Origin of the sequence: Vibrio misgurnus, from assembly GCF_029635775.1 — a bacterium.
In the GTDB taxonomy this organism is placed as follows: domain Bacteria; phylum Pseudomonadota; class Gammaproteobacteria; order Enterobacterales; family Vibrionaceae; genus Vibrio; species Vibrio chanodichtyis.
Window position 1 is genome coordinate 636591 of record NZ_CP113241.1, and the last position, 24768, is coordinate 661358.

Here is a 24768-nt window from a genome sequence, read left to right on the forward strand (position 1 = left end):
TTAGAGTCAGCCATTGTTTTTTGCAAAGTGGATATTGAAAGTGTCGATTGCGAGCCGTTGAGCGATTCGAATGGCATTTCCCATATCAATCTTTAATTATCAAAGGAGTAAGCAAGTGAAAAATTGGCTTGTTGCATTCGCTGCTCTACTGTTGCTCGCGGGCTGTGAAAAGCCGATCGAGCAGGTGCATCTTAACGGTCCGACCATGGGCACCAGTTACAACATTAAATATATTGTGCAGCCGAATATCGCTGATTCCACTACTTTACAGGGTGAGATTGCCCGCTTGCTGGAACAAGTTAATCAGCAGATGTCGACTTACCGTAACGACTCTGAACTGAGCCGCTTTAATCAACATACCAGCGCTGAGCCATTTAATGTGTCGCTTGAAACTGCGACTGTGGTTAAAGAAGCGATCCGTCTTAATCGATTAACACAAGGCGCACTCGATGTCACGGTCGGTCCTTTGGTGAATCTTTGGGGTTTTGGTCCTGAAGCGCGGCCGGATATTGTGCCTTCTGATGAAGAGTTAAATGCACGTCGTGCCATGACAGGAATTGAGCATTTACGAGTTGAAGGTCATACGCTGACTAAAGTTATCCCACAACTGTATGTTGATCTGTCCACTATTGCGAAAGGTTGGGGAGTGGATGTGGTGGCTGATTATATGCAGGGACAAGGCATCAACAATTATATGGTTGAAATTGGTGGTGAAATTCGTCTCAAAGGGGTCAACCGCGAGGGAAAAGCTTGGCGAATTGCGATTGAAAAACCCACGGTAGAGCAGCGTAGTGTGCAAGAGATCATCGAACCTGGTGAGTATGCGGTTGCCACTTCGGGGGATTATCGCAATTATTTTGAGCAAGATGGAATTCGCTACTCGCATATTATTGATCCAATTACCGGGCGGCCGATCAACAATCGGGTGGTCTCGGTGACCGTGCTGGATAAATCCTGCATGACGGCCGATGGGTTAGCCACCGGGCTGATGGTGATGGGAGAAGAGCGTGCTATGGCGCTCGCGGAAGCACAACAAATACCGGCGCTGATCATTGTCAAGACCGATGGTGGCTTTAAAGAGTATGTATCAACGGCGTTTAAGCCATTTTTAAATCAATAGCCTAGAGTGAGCATAAAATAATGAATACCTTTCTGATTACTTTTGGTTTTTTCCTAGCCGTGATAGCGGCGATGGCGGTCGGCTACATTTTCCAACGTAAAGTTGTGAAAGGCAGCTGTGGAGGATTAGGCGCGGTTGGGATTGAAAAAGTATGTAACTGTCCTGAGCCTTGTGACGCCCGTAAAAAACGTGAAGCGAAAGCGGCTGCACGAGCAGAGCGTCTTGCGGCTTGGGAAAAAGATCGCATCGCATAAAGCGTATATTCAGTGCTACCCAAAGCTCGCTACGGCGAGCTTTTTTATGATTCGACTTTCCTTATTGCAGACTTACTTTTATACTGTGTAAATATACAGCTTGGTGAGTTATGCAACCTACAATTCGCAAGATTATTCATGTCGATATGGACTGCTTTTTTGCGGCAGTTGAAATGCGCGATAACCCAGCATATCGTGATATTCCGCTTGCCGTCGGCGGGCATGAGAAGCAACGCGGTGTGATCAGTACCTGTAACTATCAAGCGCGGCAGTTTGGAGTGCGCTCTGCAATGCCCACCGCTCAGGCGCTAAAACTGTGTCCACAATTGCATGTCGTGCCGGGGCGGATGTCGGTTTATAAACAGGTTTCACAACAAATTCGTACCATTTTCCAGCGTTACACTACAGTGATTGAACCGCTTTCGTTGGATGAGGCTTATCTTGATGTCAGTCATGCTACTGCCTATCAGGGGAGTGCGACATTGATCGCGGAGGCGATCCGGCGTGATATTTGGCAAGAGCTAAATCTTACCGCTTCAGCGGGGGTTGCACCGATCAAATTTCTGGCCAAAGTGGCCTCTGACATCAATAAGCCCAATGGATTGTATGTGGTGACGCCGGATCAGGTGCAAGCCATGGTTGATCGGCTACCGTTAGAGAAAATCCCCGGTGTGGGTAAGGTCGCGTTAGCAAAGCTCCATCAAGCCCAGCTTTATGTGGGTGCCGATGTCAGAAACGCAGATTATCGGCAGTTGCTGCATCAATTTGGTCGCTTAGGCGCATCATTATGGAAAAAGAGTCACGGGATTGATGAGCGAGAAGTGATCACTGAGCGTGAGCGAAAATCGGTTGGAGTCGAATATACCTTTAGTCACAATATCAACTCCTTGGCGGAATGTTGGCAGGTGATACAACAAAAGTTATATCCGGAACTCTGTGCTCGTCTTGAACGAGCTCATCCACAGCGAGCGATTATTAAGCAAGGTATTAAAGTTAAGTTTGCGGATTTTCAGCTCACGACTATCGAACATGTGCATCCGACGTTAGATTTGGACTATTTTCATACACTGCTTGAACAAGTGTTGCAGCGTCAACACGGGCGTAGCATTCGTTTGCTGGGGGTCAGTGTGATGCTAAAGTCGGAACTGCAGATGAAGCAGCTATCGATGTTTCCTAATCCATAACAAAGTTACCATCCGTCACTGATTTATTCTGACATTGGCTTGGCGTAGGATTCATCGCCATTAATTATTATCAGCCATAAAGCAGCCACAGAGAACACTATGAAAAAAATCATGTTATTTTTAGCGCTATTGATCAGTCCGGCGACTTGGGCTGCACAGTGCCGAGTCGATATTCAACATGAAGTGCACGTTAATTCGCAGCGTATTGCCATTTTACGTAGCAGTCATGATCAAGCGGTGCTAGATCAGCAAAACCATCTTGCGATTCAAGGTAAGAAAATAAATCTCACTGCCGAGCAGCAAGCTGCGCTGGCAGATTACCGTGTTCAGCTAACTCGCCTGCAACCTAAAGCACAGCACTGGGCTGATCAAGCACTGGTGCAGGCTAATCAATGGGTAGATGAAATCGCTAATTCTTTAGACGCACCACAAGCGTTCGACAACGTCAAACAAGCGATGGCGAGCTTGTGGGTAGAGATGCAAGCTGAGTATTTAAAAGACGGTGAGTTGGTGGTACCTGCTGCCACATTTGATGCAATGCAGCAGCGTTGGCAGCAACAGTTTGCTCAGGCTCAAGTGGTGCTTAGCCAGCAGTTGTTTGCCAGTGCATTTACCGTGATGGCGAGCCACATGCAGCAAGAGGGTGGTTTAGATCTCAATCAACTGAGCAAAAAGATGGCGGATTTAAAAGGTAAATTAGATACCGAGTTAAAGGCGAGTCACTCAAGTTTTGCCCAGCAAGCAGGTGAGTGGTGTGAAACGCTGAATCAGTTAACGTTGCAAGAGCAGCAATTGCATCAAAAGATCCCCCAATTAAAGGGTTATCAAATCTTCAGCCTCTAAGCTAGCCACCCCAATCACATAGTTTTCCTATGTGATTGGGGACTCACTTACTTGCTGCCTATCTGCAATTCCAAGTTGTTTGGCTATAAATGCGCACTGAGTGGTGGTTTTTTAAGCGAATGATTCTATTGATGATTGAGTCGATGGTCACTTTGTATTAATGTACTAGTTAACTAGTGTGTTGTTATGGTGAAGCGTCGATATGACACAAACAAATTCTCGTGAGACATTCAGCTCTCGTCTTGGTTTTATTCTTGCGGCTGCAGGAGCCGCAGTGGGTTTAGGCAATATTTGGGGCTTTCCAACCCAAGCTGCCAGCAATGGTGGTGGTGCGTTCTTGTTGGTCTATCTGATTATGATCTTCGTGGTCGCCTTTCCAATGCTGGTGGTGGAAATGGCGATCGGTCGTTACGGCCAAGCCAATCCGGTTGATAGCATGCGCTCGTTAACCAGCAATCCAATCACTAAAAAAATGGGTGGCTTCGTTGGCTGGTTAGGGTTAAGTGTGCCGAGCGCGGTGTTAGCGTTTTACAGCATTGTTGGCGGCTGGATCATCTGTTTCTTGTTTGGAGCGATGGCTGATTTGCTTGGCTTGGCAAGTGCGAGTGCATGGTTAAAAGGTTTTAGTGTCGAGCGTAACCTGTTTGGCACTATCCTGTTCTATATGCTGACAATTTTGATTGTACAAGGTGGCGTAAAACAGGGTATTGAACGTTGGTCAACCCGTTTGATGCCGGCACTATTTGTGCTGTTTGCCGTGCTGTTTGTGTACATCATGACTCAGCAAGGTGCGATGGAAGGTTTGCAGCACTATTTGATTCCTGATTTTGACAAAGTGTGGGATCGCAAACTGATCTTAGCCGCGATGGGACAAGGCTTCTTCTCGTTAACCATTGGTGGCTGCTCGATGTTGATCTATGGCTCTTATTTGAGTAAGCAGGAAAACCTGCCCAAAATGGCCATGAGTGTGACTTTGGTGGATACTGCGATCGCTTTTATTGCTGGTCTTGTGGTGTTACCAGCAATGTTTGTGGCGATGAATAAAGGGGTTGAAATTTACGCTGCCGATGGCTCATTACTGAGCTCTGACACCTTAGTTTTTACCGTATTACCTTTGATGTTTGATAGCTTAGGTACCCTAGGTCAGATTTTTGCGATGGTGTTTTTCTTGCTGTTGACCATTGCCGCACTGACCTCTTCCATCTCAATGTTGGAGTGTCCAGTGGCTCTAGTCGGAGAGCGTTTTAATACGCGCCGTACGCCGACCAGTTGGGCCTTGGGTGGTTTGATTGCGCTGGTCAGTGTGGTGATCGTGTATAACTTTGGCGCACTGTTTGGCTTAGTCGCGATGTTTGCCACGCAATATCTGCAACCGACCGCGGCGTTGATGTTCTGTCTATTTGGTGGCTGGGTATGGCATCGTGATAGCAAAATGCAAGAGCTGCAAGCGGGTTTCCCTGAGCTGAAACAGAGCCTGTTTGGTAAAATTTGGCCTTGGTATGTGAAATTTGTCTGCCCAATTCTGGTCGCCACGGTGATTTGGGCTTCTTTTGGCTAAATATGTTGAGTGGATAAGTGTGCGGTTGGCGGGTTTGACTGGTGAGCCGCCCACTGAGCAAGATTGGAGTGTAGAGTGGGGAAACGTGCTTTCCCCACCATCAACTGGCGTGCTATCGGTAATTGTCGCTAGCCTCGGCCGCGAGTTTTAGTACTTTTGCTGGCGGCATTTTTCTCAATGAATTCGACGATCATTCCTGCGATATCTTTACCGGTTGCCGCTTCAATCCCTTCTAAGCCCGGTGAGGAGTTCACTTCCATTACCAGTGGTCCACGAGCTGAACGCAGTAAATCGACTCCGGCGACATTTAGCCCCATAATTTTGGCGGCATCAATCGCGGTTTTACGCTCTTGAGGGGTAATTTTGACCAATGACGCGGTACCTCCGCGGTGTAGATTGGAGCGAAACTCGCCATCAGCACCTTGGCGTTTCATCGCGGCAATCACTTTTCCACCGATCACAAAGCAGCGAATATCGGCACCGCCCGCTTCTTTAATGTACTCTTGCACCATAATATTGGCCTTGAGTCCCATAAAAGCCTCAATCACACTTTCGGCTGCGGTACGGGTTTCGGCTAACACCACACCAATGCCTTGCGTGCCTTCCAATAGTTTGATCACCACCGGTGCGCCGCCCACCATATCCAGTAAGTCTTTTACATCGTCAGGTTTGCTAGCAAAACCGGTGATCGGCATGCCAATGCCTCGGCGAGATAACAACTGCATCGAGCGTAATTTGTCGCGCGAGCGGGTGATGGCCACGGATTCATTGGCCGGATATACCCCCATCATTTCGAATTGGCGCAGTACCGCAGTACCGTAGAAGGTGACCGAGGCACCAATGCGCGGAATAATGGCATCAAAGCCGGCTAATTCTTCGCCCCGGTAATGAATTTCCGGTTTATCCGAATTGATATTCATATAACAGCGTAAAGCGTCAATCACGCGAACTTCATGGCCCCGCTGTTGGCATGCTTCAATCAAACGCTTGGTGGAATACAGTGCAGCGTTACGTGACAGAATACCAATTTTCATTTATTCGGTTCCTCGAAAGGGATTAAAAACGATTGTGTCGGATCAACGATGATTCGATGATGCATAGCGGTGCGGCCTAACAACATCCGAAATGCCATATTTTCCCGGTTGGTTAAGGTGATCTCAATTGGCCATGTTTGGCCTCCAAAACTTACCTCGGTACGGATCACATAGCGTTGTTCTTGGTGACCGCCAGAATCGCGCACACTGCGTTGATCAATCACCTCGGCTTCACATACATTGACCAGTTCAACATTATTCTGCATTGGGTGGATCCAAAAACGCACCCATGGCATCGATCCTTTGTCGAAGCGCTCGATTTTGAACGCGTGCAAGCAAGACGTTCGGGCTCCGGTATCAATTTTGGCTTTAATCCGTGCAATACCTAACCCCGGAAGGCTGAGTTCTTCACGCCATCCGACCAGCATTTTTTGTTTCATTGCAATGTCATTCGTTGGAGAAATGCAGATACTGCCAAGGACCAGCAGTAACCTCTAAACAACCTGCATTTGGCAAGTTATCGCTTGAAGAGAGTCTGGTGAATAACTCTGGGAAATTCAAGGGGGCGAACTCTAGCAGCTAACCTTAAATTCAAGCTAATGAATTTAATTTTCCTTCTCGATAAAAAACTTTGATAAAAACTCGCCGAGTGGTGGGGCTCGGCGAGTTTACGATTAAGCTTTAAGTGGAATTTTGCTCAATAAGGCAACCATTTGTTGCCAGAAGAGATCAACGCTAGCGATATTCACTTTCTCATCCGGTGAATGTGGGTATTTGATGGTTGGACCGAACGACAGCATATCCATATCAGGATACGGTTTTTTGAATAGCCCGCACTCAAGGCCAGCGTGGATCACCATGATATTTGGCTTATGGCCGTAAATGTCGTCATACATATCACGGAAAATACCCATGATTTCTGAATCTGCATCCGGTTTCCAACCTGGGTAAGCTCCGGAAAACTCTAGCTTAGCCTCGGCCAGTTGAGCGATAGAACTCAGCATACTTTCCACTTGCTGACGGCCTGAGTCGATTAACGAGCGGATCAAACAGAGCACTTTAATCGATGAGGCTTCAGTGGTGATCACTCCCAAATTGAGAGAGGTTTCCACTACACCGGGAATCTCATCACTCATGCGGATCACCCCATTAGGGCAGGCATTGAGTGCGGCAATTAAGCGTTGCTGGGTGTGAGTGGTTAGCGCTGGCTGGTGAAGTGGTTTACTTTCAAGCAAAGTGACGAGACTGGTTTCAACCTTGCCCAATTCCGCGTTGAGTTGCTCAGTGTAGGCGCGGAACAAGGTTTCTAATTCGCTGACCCGATTTTCTGGCAGTGCAACAGTGACAAAAGCTTCACGCGGGATTGCGTTACGCAGACTACCACCCCGCAATTCGACCAGACGCAGCTCTAACTGTTGCGCATATCCCGCTAAAAAGCGCGCCATCAGTTTATTGGCATTACCACGCCCAGTGTGAATATCACAACCGGAATGACCGCCTTTTAACCCTTTTACGATCAGTTGGAGGCCTACATAGCCGGCAGGAATCGCTTCACGTTCAATTGGGAAAGAGAATTCGGCGTTCACACCGCCCGCACAACCCATATAGACTTCGCCCTCTTGCTCAGAATCCGTGTTGAGCAAAATATCGCCTTCTAACCAGTTGGCTTGCAAGCCAAATGCGCCGGTCATTCCCGCTTCTTCATCAATCGTGAGTAGTACTTCAATCGGGCCGTGCGCAATATCCTTTGCAGCCAATACCGCAAGGCAAGAGGCCATCCCGATACCGTTATCAGCGCCTAAAGTGGTGCCTTTCGCTGTGACCCATTCGCCATCAATATAAGGCTGGATCGGATCTTGGTTGAAATCATGCTCGGTGTCTTCATTTTTCTGCGGCACCATATCAATATGCGCTTGCAGCACCACGCCTTTACGATTTTCCATACCTGCGGTGGCCGGTTTTTTTATTAATACGTTACCGGTTTCATCACGCTGTACCGTTAAACCTTGCTGGGTGGCCCACTTGATAATGTATTGAGCTAACGCTTCTTCGTGTTTTGAGGGGTGGGCAATGGCACAAATAGACGCGAAAAAAGGCCAAATAGGATTGGATGATAGTTGGCCGATCTCGGTTTGAAACTCAGACATGCATGACTCCTTTATAGTAATTTCCCGAATGTTTTCTGACCTGTGTTGAGCGATGGTCAAAAATGGGCTTGCAGGCTAGAACTTTTGCGCCACAGCATAGCACTGCACTGAGCCTTGGTGTAGGTGCAAGCGGAGATAAACCCCGTGTTTACCTGTTTATGATTCATTTTTTGCAATTAACGGCAGGTTGTTTGATGGGTAACTAGTGCATCTTTATGCATTAAAATAGAGTGTTAATTTCATAAATCTGTAATTTAATTACCTTAATGACTTGATGGAGATCAATAATTACAGCTTTTGTGATTTTAACCCCCATTTTTGTTGTAATTAAATTTCTTGGTGCTATATTTATGTACAACTTCGCTAGCGAAGAGTAAATGCTCAAAGGATGAGTCCGAGTTATCGCCTCCATGGAACCGAGAAATCAACGAGACAATTTTTGATTTTAATGGTGATAGTAATGAATAAAGGTTTATCGTCAGTAATGTTCTGGAATCAACACTCTGTATATACCAGTGACTTTGCATACCCTTGTAGTTTTGGCTATTGAGTCGTTTCGGCGACAGAGGTGTGATGCTCGCATCTCGAACAGGTTTTGTTCACCCCTAAATTAGAATTTATTGGCAACCACGTTTGGTTGATATGATTCACCGCCACCTCCTCTGAGGTGGCGTTTTTTTATTCGAAAATCCCCGTTTGATGTTGATCGCACTCTTTTGTGCAGTGCTGTGATTGGCTTTATCTTTGGCTTGAACTTTACCTATTTCGCTTAGAAAACCCGCGTATCAGCAGAATTGTGTGTGGAATTTGTGAGTTGATAACTCTATAATCGCCGCCAATCGTTTACGCAACCGTTTACTTTTTCACCTTTTACCTTTAAAGGATTCGAACATGCTGGAGAAGCTTTTTAAACTCAGTGAATATCGCACCAACGTGCGTACTGAAGTCCTAGCTGGGGTCACCACTTTCCTGACCATGGCCTACATTATTTTTGTTAACCCAGCAATTTTGTCGGATGCCGGCATGGATCGCGGTGCGGTATTTGTCGCGACCTGTTTAGCTGCGGCAATTGGCTGCTTTATCATGGGCTTTGTGGCCAATTACCCGATCGCACAAGCTCCAGGTATGGGGCTGAATGCTTTCTTTACTTACGGTGTTGTGTTGGGTATGGGTTACACTTGGCAGGTGGCTTTGGCTGCGGTGTTCTGCTCTGGTGTGCTGTTCATCCTATTGAGCTTATTCAAAATTCGTGAGTGGATTATCAACTCGATTCCTCATTCATTGCGAACTGGTATTTCGGCCGGTATTGGTCTGTTCTTAGCGTTCATTGCGTTAAAAAATGCTGGGATTGTGGTGGATAACCCAGCCACACTCGTTTCTCTAGGTGACATCACCTCATTAAATGCAGTACTGGCTTCGATTGGCTTCTTTTTGACGATTGGACTGGTCTATCGCGGTGTGAAAGGGGCGGTCATGATCGCTATTTTAGCGATTACTGGACTTGGTTTAGTGCTCGGTGATGTGCAATGGGGTGGAGTTATGTCCACGCCACCAAGTCTTGCACCGACTTTTATGGAACTGGATTTCTCTTCTGTTTTTGAATTAGGCATGATTTCTGTCGTTTTTGCCTTCTTGTTTGTGGATCTGTTTGATACTGCTGGCACCTTGGTGGGAGTGGCAACCAAAGCCGATCTGCTTGACAAAGATGGCAAAATTCCACGTTTGAACCGTGCGCTGTTAGCGGATTCCACCGCGACATCGGTTGGGGCATTGCTTGGCACCTCGAACACCACCTCTTATGTGGAAAGTGTTTCAGGGGTTGCGGTTGGCGGTCGTACGGGGTTAACCGCCGTGGTGGTTGGCATTTTATTCTTGCTTGCATTATTCTTCTCGCCACTTGCGGGTATGATCCCAGCGTATGCCACTGCCGGGGCGCTGTTCTATGTTGCTATTCTGATGATGTCAGGCTTAGTGAGCATTGATTGGCGCGATCTAACCGAAGCGGCGCCGACCGTGGTCACCTGTTTGGTTATGCCGTTGACTTTCTCGATTGCGGAAGGTATTTCACTGGGCTTTATTGCTTATGCGGCGATCAAACTCTTCAGTGGTCAAGGGCGCAGCGTATCTCTCAGCGTATGGGTAATGGCCGCCATTTTTGTCATTAAATACATACTGGCTGTATAACAAAACGTTATAAAAATTCAATTTAGGTTTATCACATGAGCAAAAAATTCGTTATCACTTGGGATAATATGCAGCATTACTGCCGTGAACTTGCACAGCGTCAAATGCCAGCAGAACAATGGAAAGGGATCTTGGGCGTTAGCCGTGGTGGTTTGGTTCCTGCCGCTATTCTGGCTCGTGAATTGGGGATCCGCTATGTCGATACCGTGTGTATCTCTAGCTATGATCACGATCACCAGCGGGATATGACTATCCTTAAAGCTCCAGAGCATGATGGCGAAGGATTCCTCATCGTGGATGACTTGGTGGATAGCGGTGATACTGCACGTAAAATTCGTGAAATGTACCCTAAAGCCAAATTTGTCACTGTGTGTGCCAAGCCTGCCGGTAAAGATCTGGTCGATGAATACGTAGTGGATATTCCGCAAGATACTTGGATTGAGCAGCCTTGGGACATGGTATTGTCCTATGTTGAACCGGTGAATCGTAAGCAAAAATAGTCTTTTTGTGTAGAATGCTAAAATGACCCTTTCAAGGGTCATTTTTTTTGACTAATGTTAGCCAACTTTAGCCCAACTTAGCGCAACGTCAGTATCGAGGCTTATCATGTCACCAGCGATCAGTAAAAATCTGTCAGAGACTCTGTTTCAAAACCACAAACAAGCCAAAGAGACCTCAGCTCTTACCCAGTATATGCCGAGCAGTTTAGAGCTGTTGCAGGCGCAGCGTGAGCAATCTGCTCATGCTTGGTATCGTAATTTGCGTCGCTTACAGTGGGCTTGGCAAGGGGTTGATCCGGTTGAGCAAGAACAAATTTTGGCGCGAATTGCGTCATCTCAGCATTCACGGACTCATGATCAATGGCTAGACACTGTGATGGGCTATTGCAGTGGAAATTGGACTTATGAGTGGACGCGAGTTGGCATGCAGTATCAGAAACAAGCCGCTGAGTGCCAAGGTGATGATGCAGCGGAGCAGATGTTTGCTGCTGCGCTGCATTACAGCATTGCAGGCTACCCTTATCTGCGTAATGACAATCTTGCTTTGCAAGCACAGGTGTTGGCAAACAACGCCTATCAAGCCGCGGCTGAGTTAACCAGTCATGTGGTCAAGCGTTTAGAGTTTACTTACCAAAATAAAAAAATCGCTGGCTATTTGCATCTGCGCAATACCGACTCACCTAAACCCGTGGTGTTAGTCAGTGCCGGTTTAGACAGTTTGCAAACCGATATGTGGCGTCTATTTCGAGACTATTTAGTCAAGCGCGATATTGCCATGCTAACTATTGATATGCCTTCGCTGGGCAGCAGTTCACATTGGGCGTTGAGCGAGGATTCTTGCTGTTTGCACCAAGCGGTATTGAATCAATTAGCGGAATTACCTTGGGTCGACCATTTCCGCGTTGGGCTGATTGGCTTTCGGTTTGGTGGTAATGCCATGGCACGTCTGGCTTTTCTGGAAGCGGAGAAGGTAAAAGCGTGTGTCACGTTTGGCGCACCAATCCACGATATTTTCACCTCGCCGAATAAATTGGCAAGCATGCCAAAAATGTATTTGGATGTCTTAGCATCGCGCTTAGGTAAAAATGTGGTTGATATACCAAGTCTGGCAGGGCAATTGATGGCTTGGTCCCTTAAAGTTCAAGGGTTTATGTCTGGACGCAGAACTAAAACGCCGATATTGGCCCTTAGTTTAGAAGGCGACCCGATATCACCTTATTCCGACAATCAATTGCTGGCACTGTTTAGCCAAGGTGGGCAAGCTAAGAAAGTAAAAACTAAAACCATTTCACAGGGATATGAGCAATCCCTCGATTTAGCAATAAACTGGCTAGAAGATCAACTTTGCCAGTGACATTTGCCGAAAATTCATCAAGAGTAAGCTTTCAATCGCGAAGATTTGTTCGTCTAATCAATCAATAAACTGGATTTTGATTGTTGCTTATGGATATCAACTATGTCTGAGATGACCCCGAAAATAACCCACTATCGCCTACGTACCGCTTTAAAGGCGATAGGTCCCTATTTGCGTGAAGGCGAGTGTAGCGAGCAGCGCTACTTATTTGATTGCTTAGCGGTCTGTGTCAATGACAAGCGGCCACCCGAAAAACGCGAGTTTTGGGGCTGGTGGATGGAGTTAACCCCTCATCAGCAGGAAATGATGGCTTGCTATCACATCGGTCGTTATACCCAAGCTGGAGAGTGGGTCGCGGAGACGCTTCCTGAAGCGGCTTGTCAGCAAGTCAATTACACTCAGGTTGAGTTTCATAAAAAGCTAGTCAAAACGTTGCACGAACGTTTTGAGCTCAGTGTCACTCTTGCAAGTGCATCAGCACAGTTCGCTTAATCTCTATGCTCGGATAGCTAATGGTTAGAAAATGCTAATCAGTAGGACAGGCGAATACACAAGTAGAAAAAGGGGCTGAGGTCCCTTTTTCTACTTGTGCATTGGCGAGCGGATTGCTAAAACATCGTCTGTTCATCTTTTTTCTCAACATAAGCAATCATGACGACAAATCAATCAAGCGTAAAGGCGCCACAAACGATTGTGGTAAAGCTGGGAACCAGTGTTTTGACTGGCGGTACTCTGGCGTTGGATCGCGCTCATATGGTCGAGCTGGCTCGCCAATGCGCCGAACTTAAACAGCAAGGTCATTCGGTAGTGATCGTCACTTCGGGGGCGATTGCCGCAGGTCGCGAACATCTAGGTTATCCCGCGCTGCCCAACGCGATCTCTAGCAAGCAACTGCTAGCCGCGGTGGGGCAAAGTCGTTTGATTCAGGTATGGGAATCACTGTTTGCAATCTATGGTATTAAAATTGGGCAAATGTTGCTGACCCGAGCCGATCTCGATGATCGGGAGCGCTTTCTTAATGCGCGCGATACGATTAATGCGTTAGTGGAAAATGGCATTGTGCCAGTGGTGAACGAGAATGATGCGGTTGCCACCAATGAAATTAAAGTGGGTGACAACGACAACTTATCCGCTTTGGTTGGCATTTTATGTGGCGCAGATAAACTGCTGCTGCTGACGGATCAAAAAGGCTTGTTCACCGCCGATCCTCGTAAAGACCCGAACGCTCAACTGATCAAACAAGTGACCACCATTGATGATACGTTGCGTAAAATTGCCGGTGGTAGTGGTACCACACTCGGCACCGGCGGTATGGCGACCAAACTGCAAGCAGCGGATATTGCCCGCCGAGCTGGAATTGAAGTGATTATCGCCGCTGGTCGTGCACCGAATGTGATTTTTGATTCTTTGAGTGCTGAGCCGCAAGGCACGCGCTTTTTAGCTTTGGAAGAAGCGTTAGAAAACCGCAAACGCTGGATTTTGGCGGGTCCTGCGGCAGCGGGTGACATCGTGATTGATGATGGCGCTGCCAAAGCGGTGCTCAATAAAGGCAGTAGTCTACTTGCCAAAGGTGTGCTGCGGGTGCAGGGCCATTTTGCCCGCGGTGAAGTGGTGCGTGTGTTGGATAAGCAGCAGCATCTGATTGCGCGTGGCATCGTGGCTTATGCGCAAGATGAAGTGGCACAAATAGCCGGTAAACACAGCAAAGAGATCGTGGATATTTTAGGTTACGATCATGGTTTAGAAGTGATCCACCGTGATGATATGGTCGTGATTCAAGAATAAAGGAAACAATGATGGAGTTAACCGTACTCGGTAAAGCGGCCAAAGCGGCCTCTTTTCAGCTAGCCACGGCAAGCACGGCGCAAAAAAATCAGGCTTTGGCGATCATTGCCACCGAATTGGAAGCACAAAGCGCGCGTATTTTGGCTGCTAATGCCAAAGACATTGCGCTGGGGCGCGATGCGGGCTTATCGGAAGCGATGTTGGATCGCTTGCTACTCAACCCTGAGCGTTTGCAAGCGATGGCCAATGATGTGCGTAACGTGATCACACTGCACGATCCGGTCGGGAGCGAAATCGAAAGTCGAGTGCTGGAAAATGGCTTGGCGCTTGCTCGCCGCCGCGTACCACTGGGCGTGGTTGGGGTGATCTATGAAGCACGCCCCAACGTGACGATTGATATTGCAGCACTGTGTCTTAAAACCGGCAACGCGGCCATTTTGCGTGGCGGTAAAGAGACATTTTTCTCGAATATGGAACTGGTCAAAGTCATTCAAGCGGCCTTGGCTCAAGCCGATTTACCTGCAGCATCGGTGCAGTACATTGAAAAACCGGATCGTGAGTTGGTGACCCAACTGCTGAAAATGGATGATTACGTGGATATGATCATTCCGCGTGGCGGAGCTGGCCTACATAAAATGTGTAAAGAAAACAGCACAGTACCAGTGATTATCGGTGGCTTTGGGATCAGCCATATTTTCGTTGATCAAAGTGCCGATCTGGATAAATCGGTAGCGGTGATTGAAAATGCCAAAGTGCAGCGTCCATCGGCGTGTAATGCACTCGACACGCTATTGGTCCATCAAGCAATCGCTCAACCGTTGCTGGAAAAACTGATTGAGAAACTGAAAGGTAAAGTGGCGTTTGTAGCTGAGCCTAAAGCTAAGGCCTTGATGAGTTCTGCCAGTGATCTGCGTGATGCGCAAGTCGGCGATTTTGATACCGAATGGCTCAGTTACACCTTAGGGGTGAAAGTGGTGCAGGATGTACAAGAGGCGATCGAACATATGCGTGAGCACAATGCTAGCCATTCCGATGCGATTATGACCAACGATCTGTACAATGCCGAGCTGTTTATCAATAGCGCCGGCTCTGCTGCGGTCTACGTCAATGCCTCGACACGTTTTACCGACGGTGCCCAGTTTGGTTTGGGTGCAGAGGTCGCGGTATCGACTCAAAAATTGCATGCGCGTGGCCCAATGGGCTTGGAAGAGCTGACCAGCTATAAGTGGGTCGGTAAGGCCAATTACCTCTCACGCAGTTAACAAAATCGACGTAAACCGAGAATGTAAAGGGGCAGCATGCCCCTTTTTCTTTGGCTCTCTCCTCGACATCGGCTACACTGACTACCTTGTTATGGAGGTAATATGCATTGTCCTTTCTGTTCTGAAAATGATACCAAAGTGATCGATTCACGGCTGGTGGCTGATGGACACCAAGTGCGCCGTCGTCGTCAGTGTTTGGCTTGTAGTGAGCGTTTTACCACCTTTGAAAGCGCCGAATTAGTCATGCCGCGCGTGATCAAAACCAATGGTAACCGCGAGCCTTTCGATGAAGATAAAATGATTGGTGGTCTGCAACGTGCGCTAGAAAAGCGTCCAGTGAGTGCCGATGCGGTAGAGCTTGCGATCAGCACCATCAAGTCTAAGTTGCGCGCGACCTGTGAGCGTGAAGTGCCTAGCAAACTGATTGGTAATTTGGTGATGGAACAGCTGAAAGTGCTGGATAAAGTAGCCTATATTCGCTTTGCCTCGGTCTATCGCAGTTTTGAAGATGTGCGTGAATTTGGCGAAGAGATCGCTAAACTACAAGATTAATCCAGCGTGACTATGTCTATGTTTACCTCTTTTGATCATCAAATGATGTCCCACGCGCTGCAATTGGCTCAGCGTGGACGTTTTACTACCGCGCCGAATCCGAATGTTGGCTGTGTGATCACCCGCGATGCACAGATTGTCGGTGAAGGCTGGCATAAAAAAGCCGGAGAGCCACATGCGGAAGTGCATGCCATACGCCAAGCGGGCGAGCTTACTCGCGGTGCGACCGCTTATGTAACGCTTGAGCCATGCTCGCACTATGGGCGAACCCCACCTTGTGCCGAAGGTTTGATTAAGGCGGGAGTAGCGAAAGTGATCTGCGCGATGCAAGATCCTAATCCGCAAGTTGCAGGACGCGGCGTACAGATGCTGCGTGAGGCGGGGATTGAAGTGCAAGTGGGTCTGCTAGAAGCCGATGCGCGTGCATTGAACCGTGGTTTTCTCAAACGTATGCAGACGGGCATGCCTTATGTGCAGCTCAAAATGGCGGCGAGTCTCGATGGACAAACCGCGCTAGCCAATGGCCAAAGCCAGTGGATCACCTCTGTAGCGGCACGTAAAGATGTGCAAGTTTTTCGCGCGCAAGCCAGTGCGATTCTTTCTACCAGTCAAACCGTGCTTAGCGATAATGCCTCGTTGGCGGTACGTTGGCACGATTTACCGCCGTCGATACAAACGCAATATTCGGCAGCGGATTTACGTCAGCCAGTGCGTGTAATTTTGGATCGCCAGCATCAGTTATATCCTGAGTTAGCCTTATATCAAACTCGATCCCCCGTGCTGCGAGTGGCCAGCGAGAATGCCGACCTTTGTGTCGCCGCCGACCATGGCCAGCTTGATTTGCGCGAACTGTTGACTCAGTTGGCGCAGCAGCATCAGGTCAATCAAGTGTGGGTAGAAGCGGGTAGCCAATTGGCGAAATCCTTGATTGAGCAAAAATTGGTGGATGAAATTATTCTCTATTTAGCACCGAAACTGATGGGCAGCGATGGCCGTGGTTTATTTGGTGCACTGGGTTTGACGCAAATGGCCGAGTCCATTGAACTCAAAATTGAAGATTGTCGAATGGTTGGCAACGATCTGCGCATCATTGCCACCCCAACATCAAAAGATTAGCACTATGTTTACAGGAATTATTGAAGCGGTCGGCAAGCTGAGCGCGATCATCCCCAAAGGCAATGATGTCACCATCAGTGTTGAAGTTGGCAAGTTGGATATGGCCGATGTCAAATTGGGGGATAGTATTGCCACCAATGGGGTGTGTTTAACCGTGGTGGCGTTTGATCGGCGTAGTTTCAGTGCCGATTTATCGCTGGAAACGTTGAACAAATCCGGTTTTACCAATTACCAAGTCGGCGATCGGGTCAATTTGGAAAAAGCCATGTTACCGACCACTCGGTTTGGCGGTCACATCGTATCTGGACACGTTGATGGTGTCGGCGAAATTGTGGAACGTATTCCGGTTGGACGCGCGGTTGAACTGTGGGTGAATATGCCGGCCGAACTGAGCAAATACGTCGCCCAAAAAGGCTCGATCACCGTCGATGGGATCAGCTTAACGGTCAATGATCTGCGCAAAAATGCATTTAAACTGACGATTGTTCCTCATACCAGCGCGGAAACGACCATGGATCAGTTTCAAGTCGGTCGCCGAGTCAATCTGGAAGTCGATGTACTGGCCCGATATATGGAACGTTTGCTACAAGGCCAATCAGAAAGCGAACCTCAATCTCGCCTGACGATGGATTTTCTGCAGCAAAACGGTTTTGCTTAATCTCGGCACATACCGATAACGATAGGACAGACACCATGCCAATTAGCACTCCACAACAAATTATTGAAGATATTCGTCAGGGCAAAATGGTTATCCTGATGGATGATGAAGATCGTGAAAATGAAGGCGATCTGATCATGGCCGCTGAGCACATTACCCCAGAGGCGATCAATTTTATGGCGACCCATGGTCGCGGTCTGATCTGCTTAACCATGACCAAACAGCGTTGCCGCCATTTAGGATTAAATCCTATGGTGCAAGATAACAATGCCCAGTACACCACCAATTTCACCGTATCAATTGAAGCGGCAGAAGGGGTGACGACAGGCATTTCCGCTGCCGATCGCGCGCGCACCGTGCAAGCCGCGGTTGCTAAAGAGGCGGTAGCTGCCGATTTGGTTCAGCCGGGGCATATTTTCCCGCTGGCTGCGCAAGATGGTGGCGTGCTGACTCGCGCAGGGCACACGGAAGCCGGTTGTGATCTTGCTCGCCTCGCGGGTCTTGAGCCCGCATCGGTGATTGTTGAAATTCTCAACGATGACGGTACCATGGCACGTCGCCCTGATTTGGAAGTGTTTGCTGAAAAACATGGTTTGAAACTGGGCACGATTGCCGATCTGATTGAGTATCGTAATCACACTGAAACCACGATTGAGCGTGTCGCACAGTGCAAACTGCCGACTGAGTATGGCGAATTTGAGTTAGTGACTTACCGCGATATGATTGATCAGCAAATCCACTTCGCTTTGCGCAAAGGCGATATTGCCAGCGCGCCAACGTTGGTGCGCGTACATCTGCAAGATACCTTTACTGATCTGTTGCACAGCAACCGAGCGGCAGAGCGCAGTTGGCCACTGGCGACTGCGATGCAACGGATTGGTCAACAAGGCGGTGTGTTGGTGATCCTAGGCAGTGAAGAGTCGAGCGATCTGTTACTGCATCGGGTGAAAATGTTTGAGCTGCAAGATAAGGGTGAAGCCCCTGCGATGGCGAAAAAACAAGGTACTTCACGTCGGGTTGGCGTTGGTTCGCAAATCCTCGCCGATCTAGGGGTCACAGAGATGCGTCTGCTCTCTTCACCAAACAAAAAGTACCACGCATTGGGCGGTTTTGGTCTCAATGTGGTCGAGTACGTCTGCGAGTAATCGCTATTCCCTTGCTACTTGACGTTGTAGCTCTATTAGCGACGTTCGTTTATCCCAAGCATAGCGTCGGTCTATGCTCATGGGGATGAATTCAGTTGCCGTTTACCTACAACGTCAAGATATTTGGGGATATTTAATCGGCGTTTTGCCGCGTGCTGCCTTGAGAGCCGTGCGCGGTGTTAGCTCAAATTTATGTTAGATATTGCTCACAAAATTGTGCTAGAATCCGGCGATTCTCACTTGATGAATAGAGTTAAAGGAAAGCTTATGAAAGTTATCGAGGGTGGTTTCCCAGCACCAAAGGCGAAAATTGCGATTGTGATTTCTCGTTTCAACAGTTTTATCAATGAGAGCTTACTTTCTGGTGCGATCGATACTCTTAAGCGTCACGGTCAGATCAGTGATGACAACATTACGGTGGTGCGTTGCCCAGGTGCGGTTGAGCTGCCATTGGTTGCCCAGCGTGTGGCCAAAACTGGCGACTACGATGCGATTGTCTCTCTGGGTTGTGTTATCCGTGGTGGAACACCGCACTTTGACTATGTTTGCAGTGAAATGAATAAAGGTCTGGCCCAAGTGTCTCTGGAATTTAGTCTTCCGGTCGCATTTGGTGTATTGACTGTCGATACTATCGATCAAGCTATTGAACGCGCAGGAACCAAGGCTGGTAATAAGGGTGCTGAAGCAGCACTGAGCGCACTTGAGATGATTAATGTTCTTTCTGAAATTGATTCCTAATGGGGGCCAGTGTGAAACCAGCCGCACGTCGTAATGCACGTCAATTTGCGCTACAAGCAATTTATTCATGGCAAATTACTAAAGAGAATGTTGCGACTATTGAAGAGCAATTTCTAACCAGTGGTAAATACGATGAAGAACAACATCGTGCCGCTGAGCCAGCTCTTGCTGCTCCTGAAACCGATGTTTCTTATTTCCGTGATCTGTTGGCCGGTGTGGTACTGAACCACACTGAACTTGACAGCAAACTGCGTCCTTTTGTTTCTCGTCCAATGCAAGATCTGGACATGATGGAACTGGCGCTGCTGCGTTTGGCCATGTATGAAATGACACGTCGTGAAGATGTGCCTTACAAAGTGGTGATTAACGAGGCGATTGAACTGGCAAAAGTGTTTGCCGCAGAAGATAGCCATAAATTCGTTAACGGTGTGCTAGATAAAGCCGCACCGCACGTACGTAAGAAAGCGTAATTCGTTTTCCACCAGAAGGTCAGCAGTTGCTGACCTTTTTTCTTAATGAGCGGCCGCTTGTTGGCATGGCAACCAAAGAGTCGAGTGAATGTTGGGTGAATTTAATTTAATCGATAAATATTTTGCTAACCGGCAAACGCAACGTAAAGATGTGCACTTAGCGCTGGGTGATGACTGTGCGATTGTCAAAGTACCGGAAAATTCGCGTATTGCGATCAGTACCGATACCTTAGTCGCGGGCACTCATTTTTTGGCCGATGCCAATCCTGCTTGGGTGGCACATAAAGCATTAGCCTCTAACGTGAGCGATCTCGCGGCGATGGGCGCAACACCCGCTTGGGTATCACTGGCGCTGACTCTGCCGGAGATTGATGAAGCGTGGTTACAGCCATTCTGCGCGGCCTTTTTTGAGTTAGCCAATTATTACAATGTGCAGTTGATTGGCGGTGATACTACCAAAGGGCCACTTAGCATTACCCTCACCGTGCAAGGTTTCTTACCCAAAGAGCAAGCTATGCTACGTAGCGGGGCGAAAATCGGTGATTGGTTGTATGTCACAGGCGATCTGGGTGATAGCCTGGCTGGGTTAGAAGTAATTTTGCAGCCAGAAAAACGTCAGCGACCATTTGCCGATATTCTTGAGCAGCGCCATTATCTCTCCACACCGCGTATTGTTGCTGGGCAAGCCTTAGTGCATTTGGCTTCCTCTGCGATTGATATTTCTGATGGTTTGATCGCGGATCTGCCGCATATTTTACGCCGCTCAAATGTTGGAGCGAGTATTGATGTCAGCTTGCTGCCACTGTCGAAAGAGTTACTACAGTTTGTCGGTGATGTGACCACTGCACAGCAGTATGCGTTGAGCAGCGGCGAAGAGTACGAACTCTGTTTTACCATTCCTGAGCAAAACCGCGGTTCATTAGCTCATGCGCTAGCGCACTGTGGCACTAAAGTGACTTGTATTGGCCAAATTCGTCCCGCGGGTACTTTTGAGCTGCATAATCAAGGCAAAAAACTCGATTGGCAATTGGCTGGCTATGAGCATTTCAAGGGGAAAGTATGAGCGATCCACGCAGTAAAATATCCTTAAGCAATCCTTGGCATTTGCTGGCCACCGGCTTTGGTAGTGGCTTAGCACCAATGGTGCCCGGCACCATCGGCACCTTAGCGGCAGTGCCATTGTATCTGCTGCTCGCTCACCTGCCGCTGGCTTGGTATCTAGGCGTCATTGTGATCGCCAGTTGGGTGGGAATTAAAATTTGCCAAGTTACCTCTGATGATATGCAGGTACACGATCACGGCTCGATCGTGTGGGATGAGTTTGCTGGATTTTGGATCACCATGCTGATTGTACCGCTGTGGCAATTACCGGTGTTTGATTGGCGATGGCTGGTGGGCGGCTTTGTACTGTTTCGTTTTTTTGACATGCTTAAACCTTGGCCGATCAGTTGGTTGGATCAGCGGGTACATGGCGGCTTGGGCATAATGCTGGATGATATCGTCGCCGGTATTATGGCGGCGATCAGTCTAGGCTTGCTCGGTCATTGGGCGGGCTGGCTTAATTAATGGCTCGGTTCCCAGACCGGGAACCGGCCGTGTAATAAGTAGCTTTTAATTTAATTGGCTAACTTTTGTAAATCGGCTTCAATTTCGGCAATTTTGTGGGTGACGACCTGTTCTAAATGGCGTAAGTCATTGAGGATTTTCTGTTTTAAATCAATGTCACTCATCACTTGTGGTGAAGTGATCTTGTTCAGCTCATCGATCACCAGCGTCAAATTCCGATTAATCTCTGTCACTTGTTTGTATTGCTGATGGTTGCTATCGATCAGTAGCTTTTTGATTTGCCGTGGATATTTAAACTTAACACTTTTTGCAAATAACTCGCCTTTTTGCTTTTGGAAATAAATTTTTAGCACATCGGCGTGAGCCTCTTGACGCAGGGAATAGCGTTCAATTTGGCTCGGGTCATTGATACCCAAGCCAAGCAAATAGGGATACATAGGCGACCTCTTGGTTAACATCAAACGGCATTAACATTTCAACACTGCACCAGCTCGGGTCCCCAAGTGTACGCTGAATATGGCTGGTCAGCGGGATCGGGTTTGGCGCATGCGCTCTATTGACTCTAGCAGTCGCCGAACGAGAAAAGCGCTTTAATCGTCAAGTTGTGCTCAAGATCGCATCCAAATTCCGCTCACGTGGTAATAGCGGAGCTTGGGCTGGCTATTACTGAGCACTTGGCGCTAAATGAGCCACATTGTTGAACAGTGTTTCGCGTAGTTGCTGCTCTTCAGTGTCATTGAGACGGGTGCCTTGTGAGTTAGTCAGAATAAATAAATCTTCCGCTCGCTCGCCAATGGTGGTGATTTTGGCCGCGTGTAGGTCAAGATTGAGCTCGGCAAAGGTGGCGGCGACCGTGGCCAGTAATCCCGGAGTATCGAGTGCAACAAATTCGATTAAGGTGCGTTTTTTGCTTTTAGTCGGCAGAAAATCGACCTGAGTTTTGACTTTAAAGTGTTGTAAATTGCGCGGAATACGGTGTGTTTTTTGAGTGGTTGGGCGGCCATCTTCTAGCACATGCACGAGGTGGCGGATCAAGGCTTGTTGGCGTGATTCTTCAATTGCCCGCCCGTTATGATCCAGCACCATAAAGGTATCGAGCACATAACCATCTTTACTGGCCATGATCTGTGCGTCATGCACGTTAAGATTGCGCCGATCAAGCTCGGCTACCACGGTTGCAAATAACGCCGCTTGATCTTTGGTATAGATAAACACTTCAGTCCCACCACGGGTGGCTTTTTTGCTTAGTAATACCAGTGGCTGGTTGGGGTCACTATGGCGTAATAAATGGGCGCAGTGCCAGGCAATTTGTTGGTGGGTATGGCGCAGGAAATAATCGGCCTTAAAGCGCTGCCACAACACTTCAATTTCACGGCTAGTGAAGCCCTCTTTGCGCAATTGTGCCAGCGCCATTTGTTGATTGTGGCGAATACGCTCACGCACATCGACCGGATTTTCTAAACCACGGCGTAGAGCCCGTTGTGTGGAGTAGAACAGCTCGGCAAGTAGGGTACGTTTCCAACTGTTCCACAGCTCAGGGTTGGTGGCGCAGATATCGGCCACGGTCAGACACACCAAATATTCCAAACGTTCTTCATCGCGCACCTTTTTGGCAAACTCGATGATCACATCCGGATCGTAAATATCACGACGCTGAGCGGTGACTGACATTAATAGGTGATTTTTCACTAGCCAAGCGACTAGCTTCGCTTCCGGTTTTGATAGCCCGTGCTCAATACAGAAATCAAACGCTTCATTTGCACCAATCTCCGAGTGATCACCGCCGCGGCCCTTACCAATATCGTGGAAGATTGCCGCGAGGATCAATAACTCTTTTTTCTGAATTTTGGGGTAAATTTCACAGCAAATCGGGTGGCGATCGTGATTGTTTATGTCACTAAATAGATGAATATGTTTGAGTAGACGCATGCTGTGCTCATCCACCGTATAAACATGGAATAAATCAAACTGCATTTGGCCGACAATTTGATGCCATTGTGGCAAATAAGCGGCGAGTACCCCTAATTTGTGCATCTGGCTGAATGCTTTATGCAGCGCATTAGGATGACGCACTAGCTCGATAAATTTTTCTCGTGCGGCTGGAATGGTATGCAAAAATTTATTCAAACGGCGGCGAGCCGTGCGCAGTTGGCGCAGGGTGGCAGGGGCAACGGATTCGATGCTTGAATCATTAGCCATGTGCAAAAACATATCCAAAATGGTTTCAGGGCGCGCTTGGAACAGGGCTGGTTTGCGCGCTTCAATCAGATTGCCTCGGCGTTGAAAATCGTCATCAATCACCACGGCAGGTGCTTCTTCACCATTATTTAAGATCGCTTTATCAAAAATTTTCAGCAGCATCTTGTTGAGTTCGGCGACCCGGCGTAGGGTGCGGAAAAACTCTTTCATCATCATTTCTACGCCACGGTTACCTTCACCAAAGTAGCCGAGATGACGAGCGACTTGTACTTGATGAGCGAAGGTTAAGCGATTGTCGTAACGTTTGAGTTCAATGTGCAGTGCAAAGCGTACTCGCCATAGGAAATTTTGACACTCAACTAACTCACGATATTCTGCATCGGTGAGAAAACCAAAGCGGCTCATTTCATACAGCGAGGTAGCACCAAAATGGCGACGAGCGATCCAGCTTAAGGTGTGAATATCGCGCAGCCCACCCGGAGTTGATTTAATATCCGGCTCTAAATTGTAGGTGGTATCGTGATAGCGAGCATGACGTGTTTTCTGCTCTTGCACTTTAGCTTGGTAGAAAATCTCACTTGGCCAAAAGGATTCCGAGTGAATGACCATTTTTAGTTGATGAAAGGTGGCCGCACAGCCACAGAGTAAGCGTGCTTCTTGCAAATTGGTGGCGACGGTTAAATCGGTTTTGCCGATTTCCGCACACTGTTCAACGGTGCGTACCGCATGGCCGATCTCTAATTTTAGATCCCACAACAGGGTTAAAAACTGACTGATTTTATTGGCGACCGGCTCACTGAGTGGCTGCTGTGAAAGCACCAGCAAGTCAATATCTGACAGCGGATGCAGTTCTCCGCGTCCATAGCCACCGACTGCAATCAGGCTGACTTCGAGTAGTTGATCGAAGCCAAAAAATTGCCACAGGCGGTGCAGCAATAAATCCATATATTCTGAGCGGCCAAGTACAAGGTCGGTGATCGGATGATGATTGAAAAAAGCCTGTTTTTGATACTCAGTAAAACTTTCCAACTGTTGCTTTAAACTGTCAACGGTGAGTTGGTCGGGTTGAAAGGTCAGTGGTGATTGATACGGCATAGCG

25 protein-coding genes are annotated in these 24768 nt (G+C 48.0%); 20 read left to right on the forward strand and 5 right to left on the reverse strand.

Annotation, left to right across the window (positions count from 1 at the left end):
• The first annotated feature begins 115 nt into the window (after positions 1-115).
• From OOK74_RS02995 to OOK74_RS03015, 5 genes are all read left to right on the forward strand, one after another.
• Positions 116-1120: an FAD:protein FMN transferase gene (locus OOK74_RS02995; protein ID WP_277206252.1), complete on the forward strand. Its 1005-nt coding sequence runs from the start codon at positions 116-118 to the stop codon at positions 1118-1120.
• Positions 1121-1140: 20 nt separating this feature from the next.
• The gene (nqrM, locus tag OOK74_RS03000; RefSeq protein ID WP_001091359.1) at positions 1141-1374 is read left to right on the forward strand and encodes a (Na+)-NQR maturation NqrM; all 234 of its coding nucleotides are present in this window, start codon (positions 1141-1143) and stop codon (positions 1372-1374) included.
• A 110-nt stretch (positions 1375-1484) separates the two neighbouring features.
• Positions 1485-2558 carry a DNA polymerase IV gene (gene dinB, locus OOK74_RS03005; protein WP_278183110.1) on the forward strand — a complete coding sequence of 358 codons (1074 nt, stop codon included), beginning with the start codon at positions 1485-1487 and terminating at the stop codon, positions 2556-2558.
• A 99-nt stretch (positions 2559-2657) separates the two neighbouring features.
• The gene (locus OOK74_RS03010; RefSeq protein ID WP_277206250.1) at positions 2658-3401 is read left to right on the forward strand and encodes a DUF2884 family protein; all 744 of its coding nucleotides are present in this window, start codon (positions 2658-2660) and stop codon (positions 3399-3401) included.
• A 202-nt stretch (positions 3402-3603) separates the two neighbouring features.
• Positions 3604-4959, forward strand: a complete 1356-nt coding sequence (locus OOK74_RS03015) for a sodium-dependent transporter (RefSeq protein WP_274722512.1) — start codon at positions 3604-3606, stop codon at positions 4957-4959.
• Positions 4960-5087: 128 nt separating this feature from the next.
• Here OOK74_RS03015 and rimK read toward each other — a convergent pair whose 3' ends face one another.
• From rimK to OOK74_RS03030, 3 genes are all read right to left on the reverse strand, one after another.
• Positions 5088-5993: a 30S ribosomal protein S6--L-glutamate ligase gene (gene rimK / locus OOK74_RS03020; RefSeq protein WP_166013502.1), complete on the reverse strand. Its 906-nt coding sequence runs from the start codon at positions 5991-5993 to the stop codon at positions 5088-5090.
• A complete protein-coding gene (locus OOK74_RS03025; RefSeq protein WP_274722513.1) occupies positions 5990-6433 on the reverse strand; it encodes an ATP-dependent zinc protease family protein in 444 nt (147 codons plus the stop codon). Before OOK74_RS03025 ends, rimK begins: the two co-directional genes overlap by 4 nt.
• Positions 6434-6667: 234 nt before the next feature.
• The gene (locus OOK74_RS03030; protein WP_278183111.1) at positions 6668-8140 is read right to left on the reverse strand and encodes an aminoacyl-histidine dipeptidase; all 1473 of its coding nucleotides are present in this window, start codon (positions 8138-8140) and stop codon (positions 6668-6670) included.
• 460 nt (positions 8141-8600) lie between these two features.
• On the opposite strand from OOK74_RS03030, the gene vcdP reads away from it, so the two are divergent.
• The 15 genes from vcdP to pgpA all read left to right on the forward strand — a co-directional run bounded on the left by vcdP (position 8601) and on the right by pgpA (position 21470).
• Positions 8601-8690: a small protein VcdP gene (gene vcdP / locus OOK74_RS15145; protein ID WP_488356474.1), complete on the forward strand. Its 90-nt coding sequence runs from the start codon at positions 8601-8603 to the stop codon at positions 8688-8690.
• Positions 8691-9031: 341 nt separating this feature from the next.
• On the forward strand, positions 9032-10324 hold the full coding sequence (locus OOK74_RS03035; protein ID WP_166013499.1) for an NCS2 family permease: 1293 nt from the start codon (positions 9032-9034) through the stop codon (positions 10322-10324).
• Positions 10325-10359: 35 nt separating this feature from the next.
• Entirely contained in the window at positions 10360-10824 is a 465-nt protein-coding gene (gpt, locus tag OOK74_RS03040; protein WP_166013498.1) for a xanthine phosphoribosyltransferase, read from the forward strand.
• A gap of 106 nt (positions 10825-10930) precedes the next feature.
• A complete protein-coding gene (gene frsA / locus OOK74_RS03045; protein ID WP_274722515.1) occupies positions 10931-12178 on the forward strand; it encodes an esterase FrsA in 1248 nt (415 codons plus the stop codon).
• A gap of 102 nt (positions 12179-12280) precedes the next feature.
• Positions 12281-12670 carry a sigma factor-binding protein Crl gene (crl, locus tag OOK74_RS03050; RefSeq protein WP_166013496.1) on the forward strand — a complete coding sequence of 130 codons (390 nt, stop codon included), beginning with the start codon at positions 12281-12283 and terminating at the stop codon, positions 12668-12670.
• A gap of 159 nt (positions 12671-12829) precedes the next feature.
• Entirely contained in the window at positions 12830-13963 is a 1134-nt protein-coding gene (gene proB, locus OOK74_RS03055) for a glutamate 5-kinase (RefSeq protein ID WP_274722516.1), read from the forward strand.
• Between the two features lie 11 nt (positions 13964-13974).
• On the forward strand, positions 13975-15225 hold the full coding sequence (locus tag OOK74_RS03060; protein WP_278183251.1) for a glutamate-5-semialdehyde dehydrogenase: 1251 nt from the start codon (positions 13975-13977) through the stop codon (positions 15223-15225).
• A gap of 102 nt (positions 15226-15327) precedes the next feature.
• Positions 15328-15777 carry a transcriptional regulator NrdR gene (gene nrdR / locus OOK74_RS03065; protein WP_278183112.1) on the forward strand — a complete coding sequence of 150 codons (450 nt, stop codon included), beginning with the start codon at positions 15328-15330 and terminating at the stop codon, positions 15775-15777.
• A 12-nt stretch (positions 15778-15789) separates the two neighbouring features.
• Entirely contained in the window at positions 15790-16893 is a 1104-nt protein-coding gene (gene ribD, locus OOK74_RS03070; protein WP_278183113.1) for a bifunctional diaminohydroxyphosphoribosylaminopyrimidine deaminase/5-amino-6-(5-phosphoribosylamino)uracil reductase RibD, read from the forward strand.
• Positions 16894-16897: 4 nt separating this feature from the next.
• Positions 16898-17551 (forward strand): riboflavin synthase, encoded by a 654-nt coding sequence (locus tag OOK74_RS03075; protein WP_274722518.1) that lies wholly within the window; start codon positions 16898-16900, stop codon positions 17549-17551.
• 35 nt (positions 17552-17586) lie between these two features.
• Positions 17587-18696 carry a bifunctional 3,4-dihydroxy-2-butanone-4-phosphate synthase/GTP cyclohydrolase II gene (ribBA, locus tag OOK74_RS03080; protein WP_274722519.1) on the forward strand — a complete coding sequence of 370 codons (1110 nt, stop codon included), beginning with the start codon at positions 17587-17589 and terminating at the stop codon, positions 18694-18696.
• A gap of 267 nt (positions 18697-18963) precedes the next feature.
• The gene (ribH, locus tag OOK74_RS03085; RefSeq protein WP_166013489.1) at positions 18964-19434 is read left to right on the forward strand and encodes a 6,7-dimethyl-8-ribityllumazine synthase; all 471 of its coding nucleotides are present in this window, start codon (positions 18964-18966) and stop codon (positions 19432-19434) included.
• Entirely contained in the window at positions 19434-19904 is a 471-nt protein-coding gene (nusB, locus tag OOK74_RS03090; RefSeq protein ID WP_166013488.1) for a transcription antitermination factor NusB, read from the forward strand. The genes ribH and nusB overlap by 1 nt, the downstream gene beginning before the upstream one ends.
• Positions 19905-19992: 88 nt before the next feature.
• Positions 19993-20967, forward strand: a complete 975-nt coding sequence (gene thiL / locus OOK74_RS03095) for a thiamine-phosphate kinase (RefSeq protein WP_278183114.1) — start codon at positions 19993-19995, stop codon at positions 20965-20967.
• Positions 20964-21470 (forward strand): phosphatidylglycerophosphatase A, encoded by a 507-nt coding sequence (gene pgpA, locus OOK74_RS03100; RefSeq protein ID WP_274722521.1) that lies wholly within the window; start codon positions 20964-20966, stop codon positions 21468-21470. The genes thiL and pgpA overlap by 4 nt, the downstream gene beginning before the upstream one ends.
• Positions 21471-21520: 50 nt before the next feature.
• Here pgpA and OOK74_RS03105 read toward each other — a convergent pair whose 3' ends face one another.
• Positions 21521-21907 carry a DUF3461 family protein gene (locus tag OOK74_RS03105; RefSeq protein WP_277206239.1) on the reverse strand — a complete coding sequence of 129 codons (387 nt, stop codon included), beginning with the start codon at positions 21905-21907 and terminating at the stop codon, positions 21521-21523.
• Between the two features lie 226 nt (positions 21908-22133).
• Positions 22134-24764, reverse strand: a complete 2631-nt coding sequence (gene glnD, locus OOK74_RS03110) for a bifunctional uridylyltransferase/uridylyl-removing protein GlnD (RefSeq protein ID WP_278183115.1) — start codon at positions 24762-24764, stop codon at positions 22134-22136.
• Positions 24765-24768: the final 4 nt, after the last annotated feature.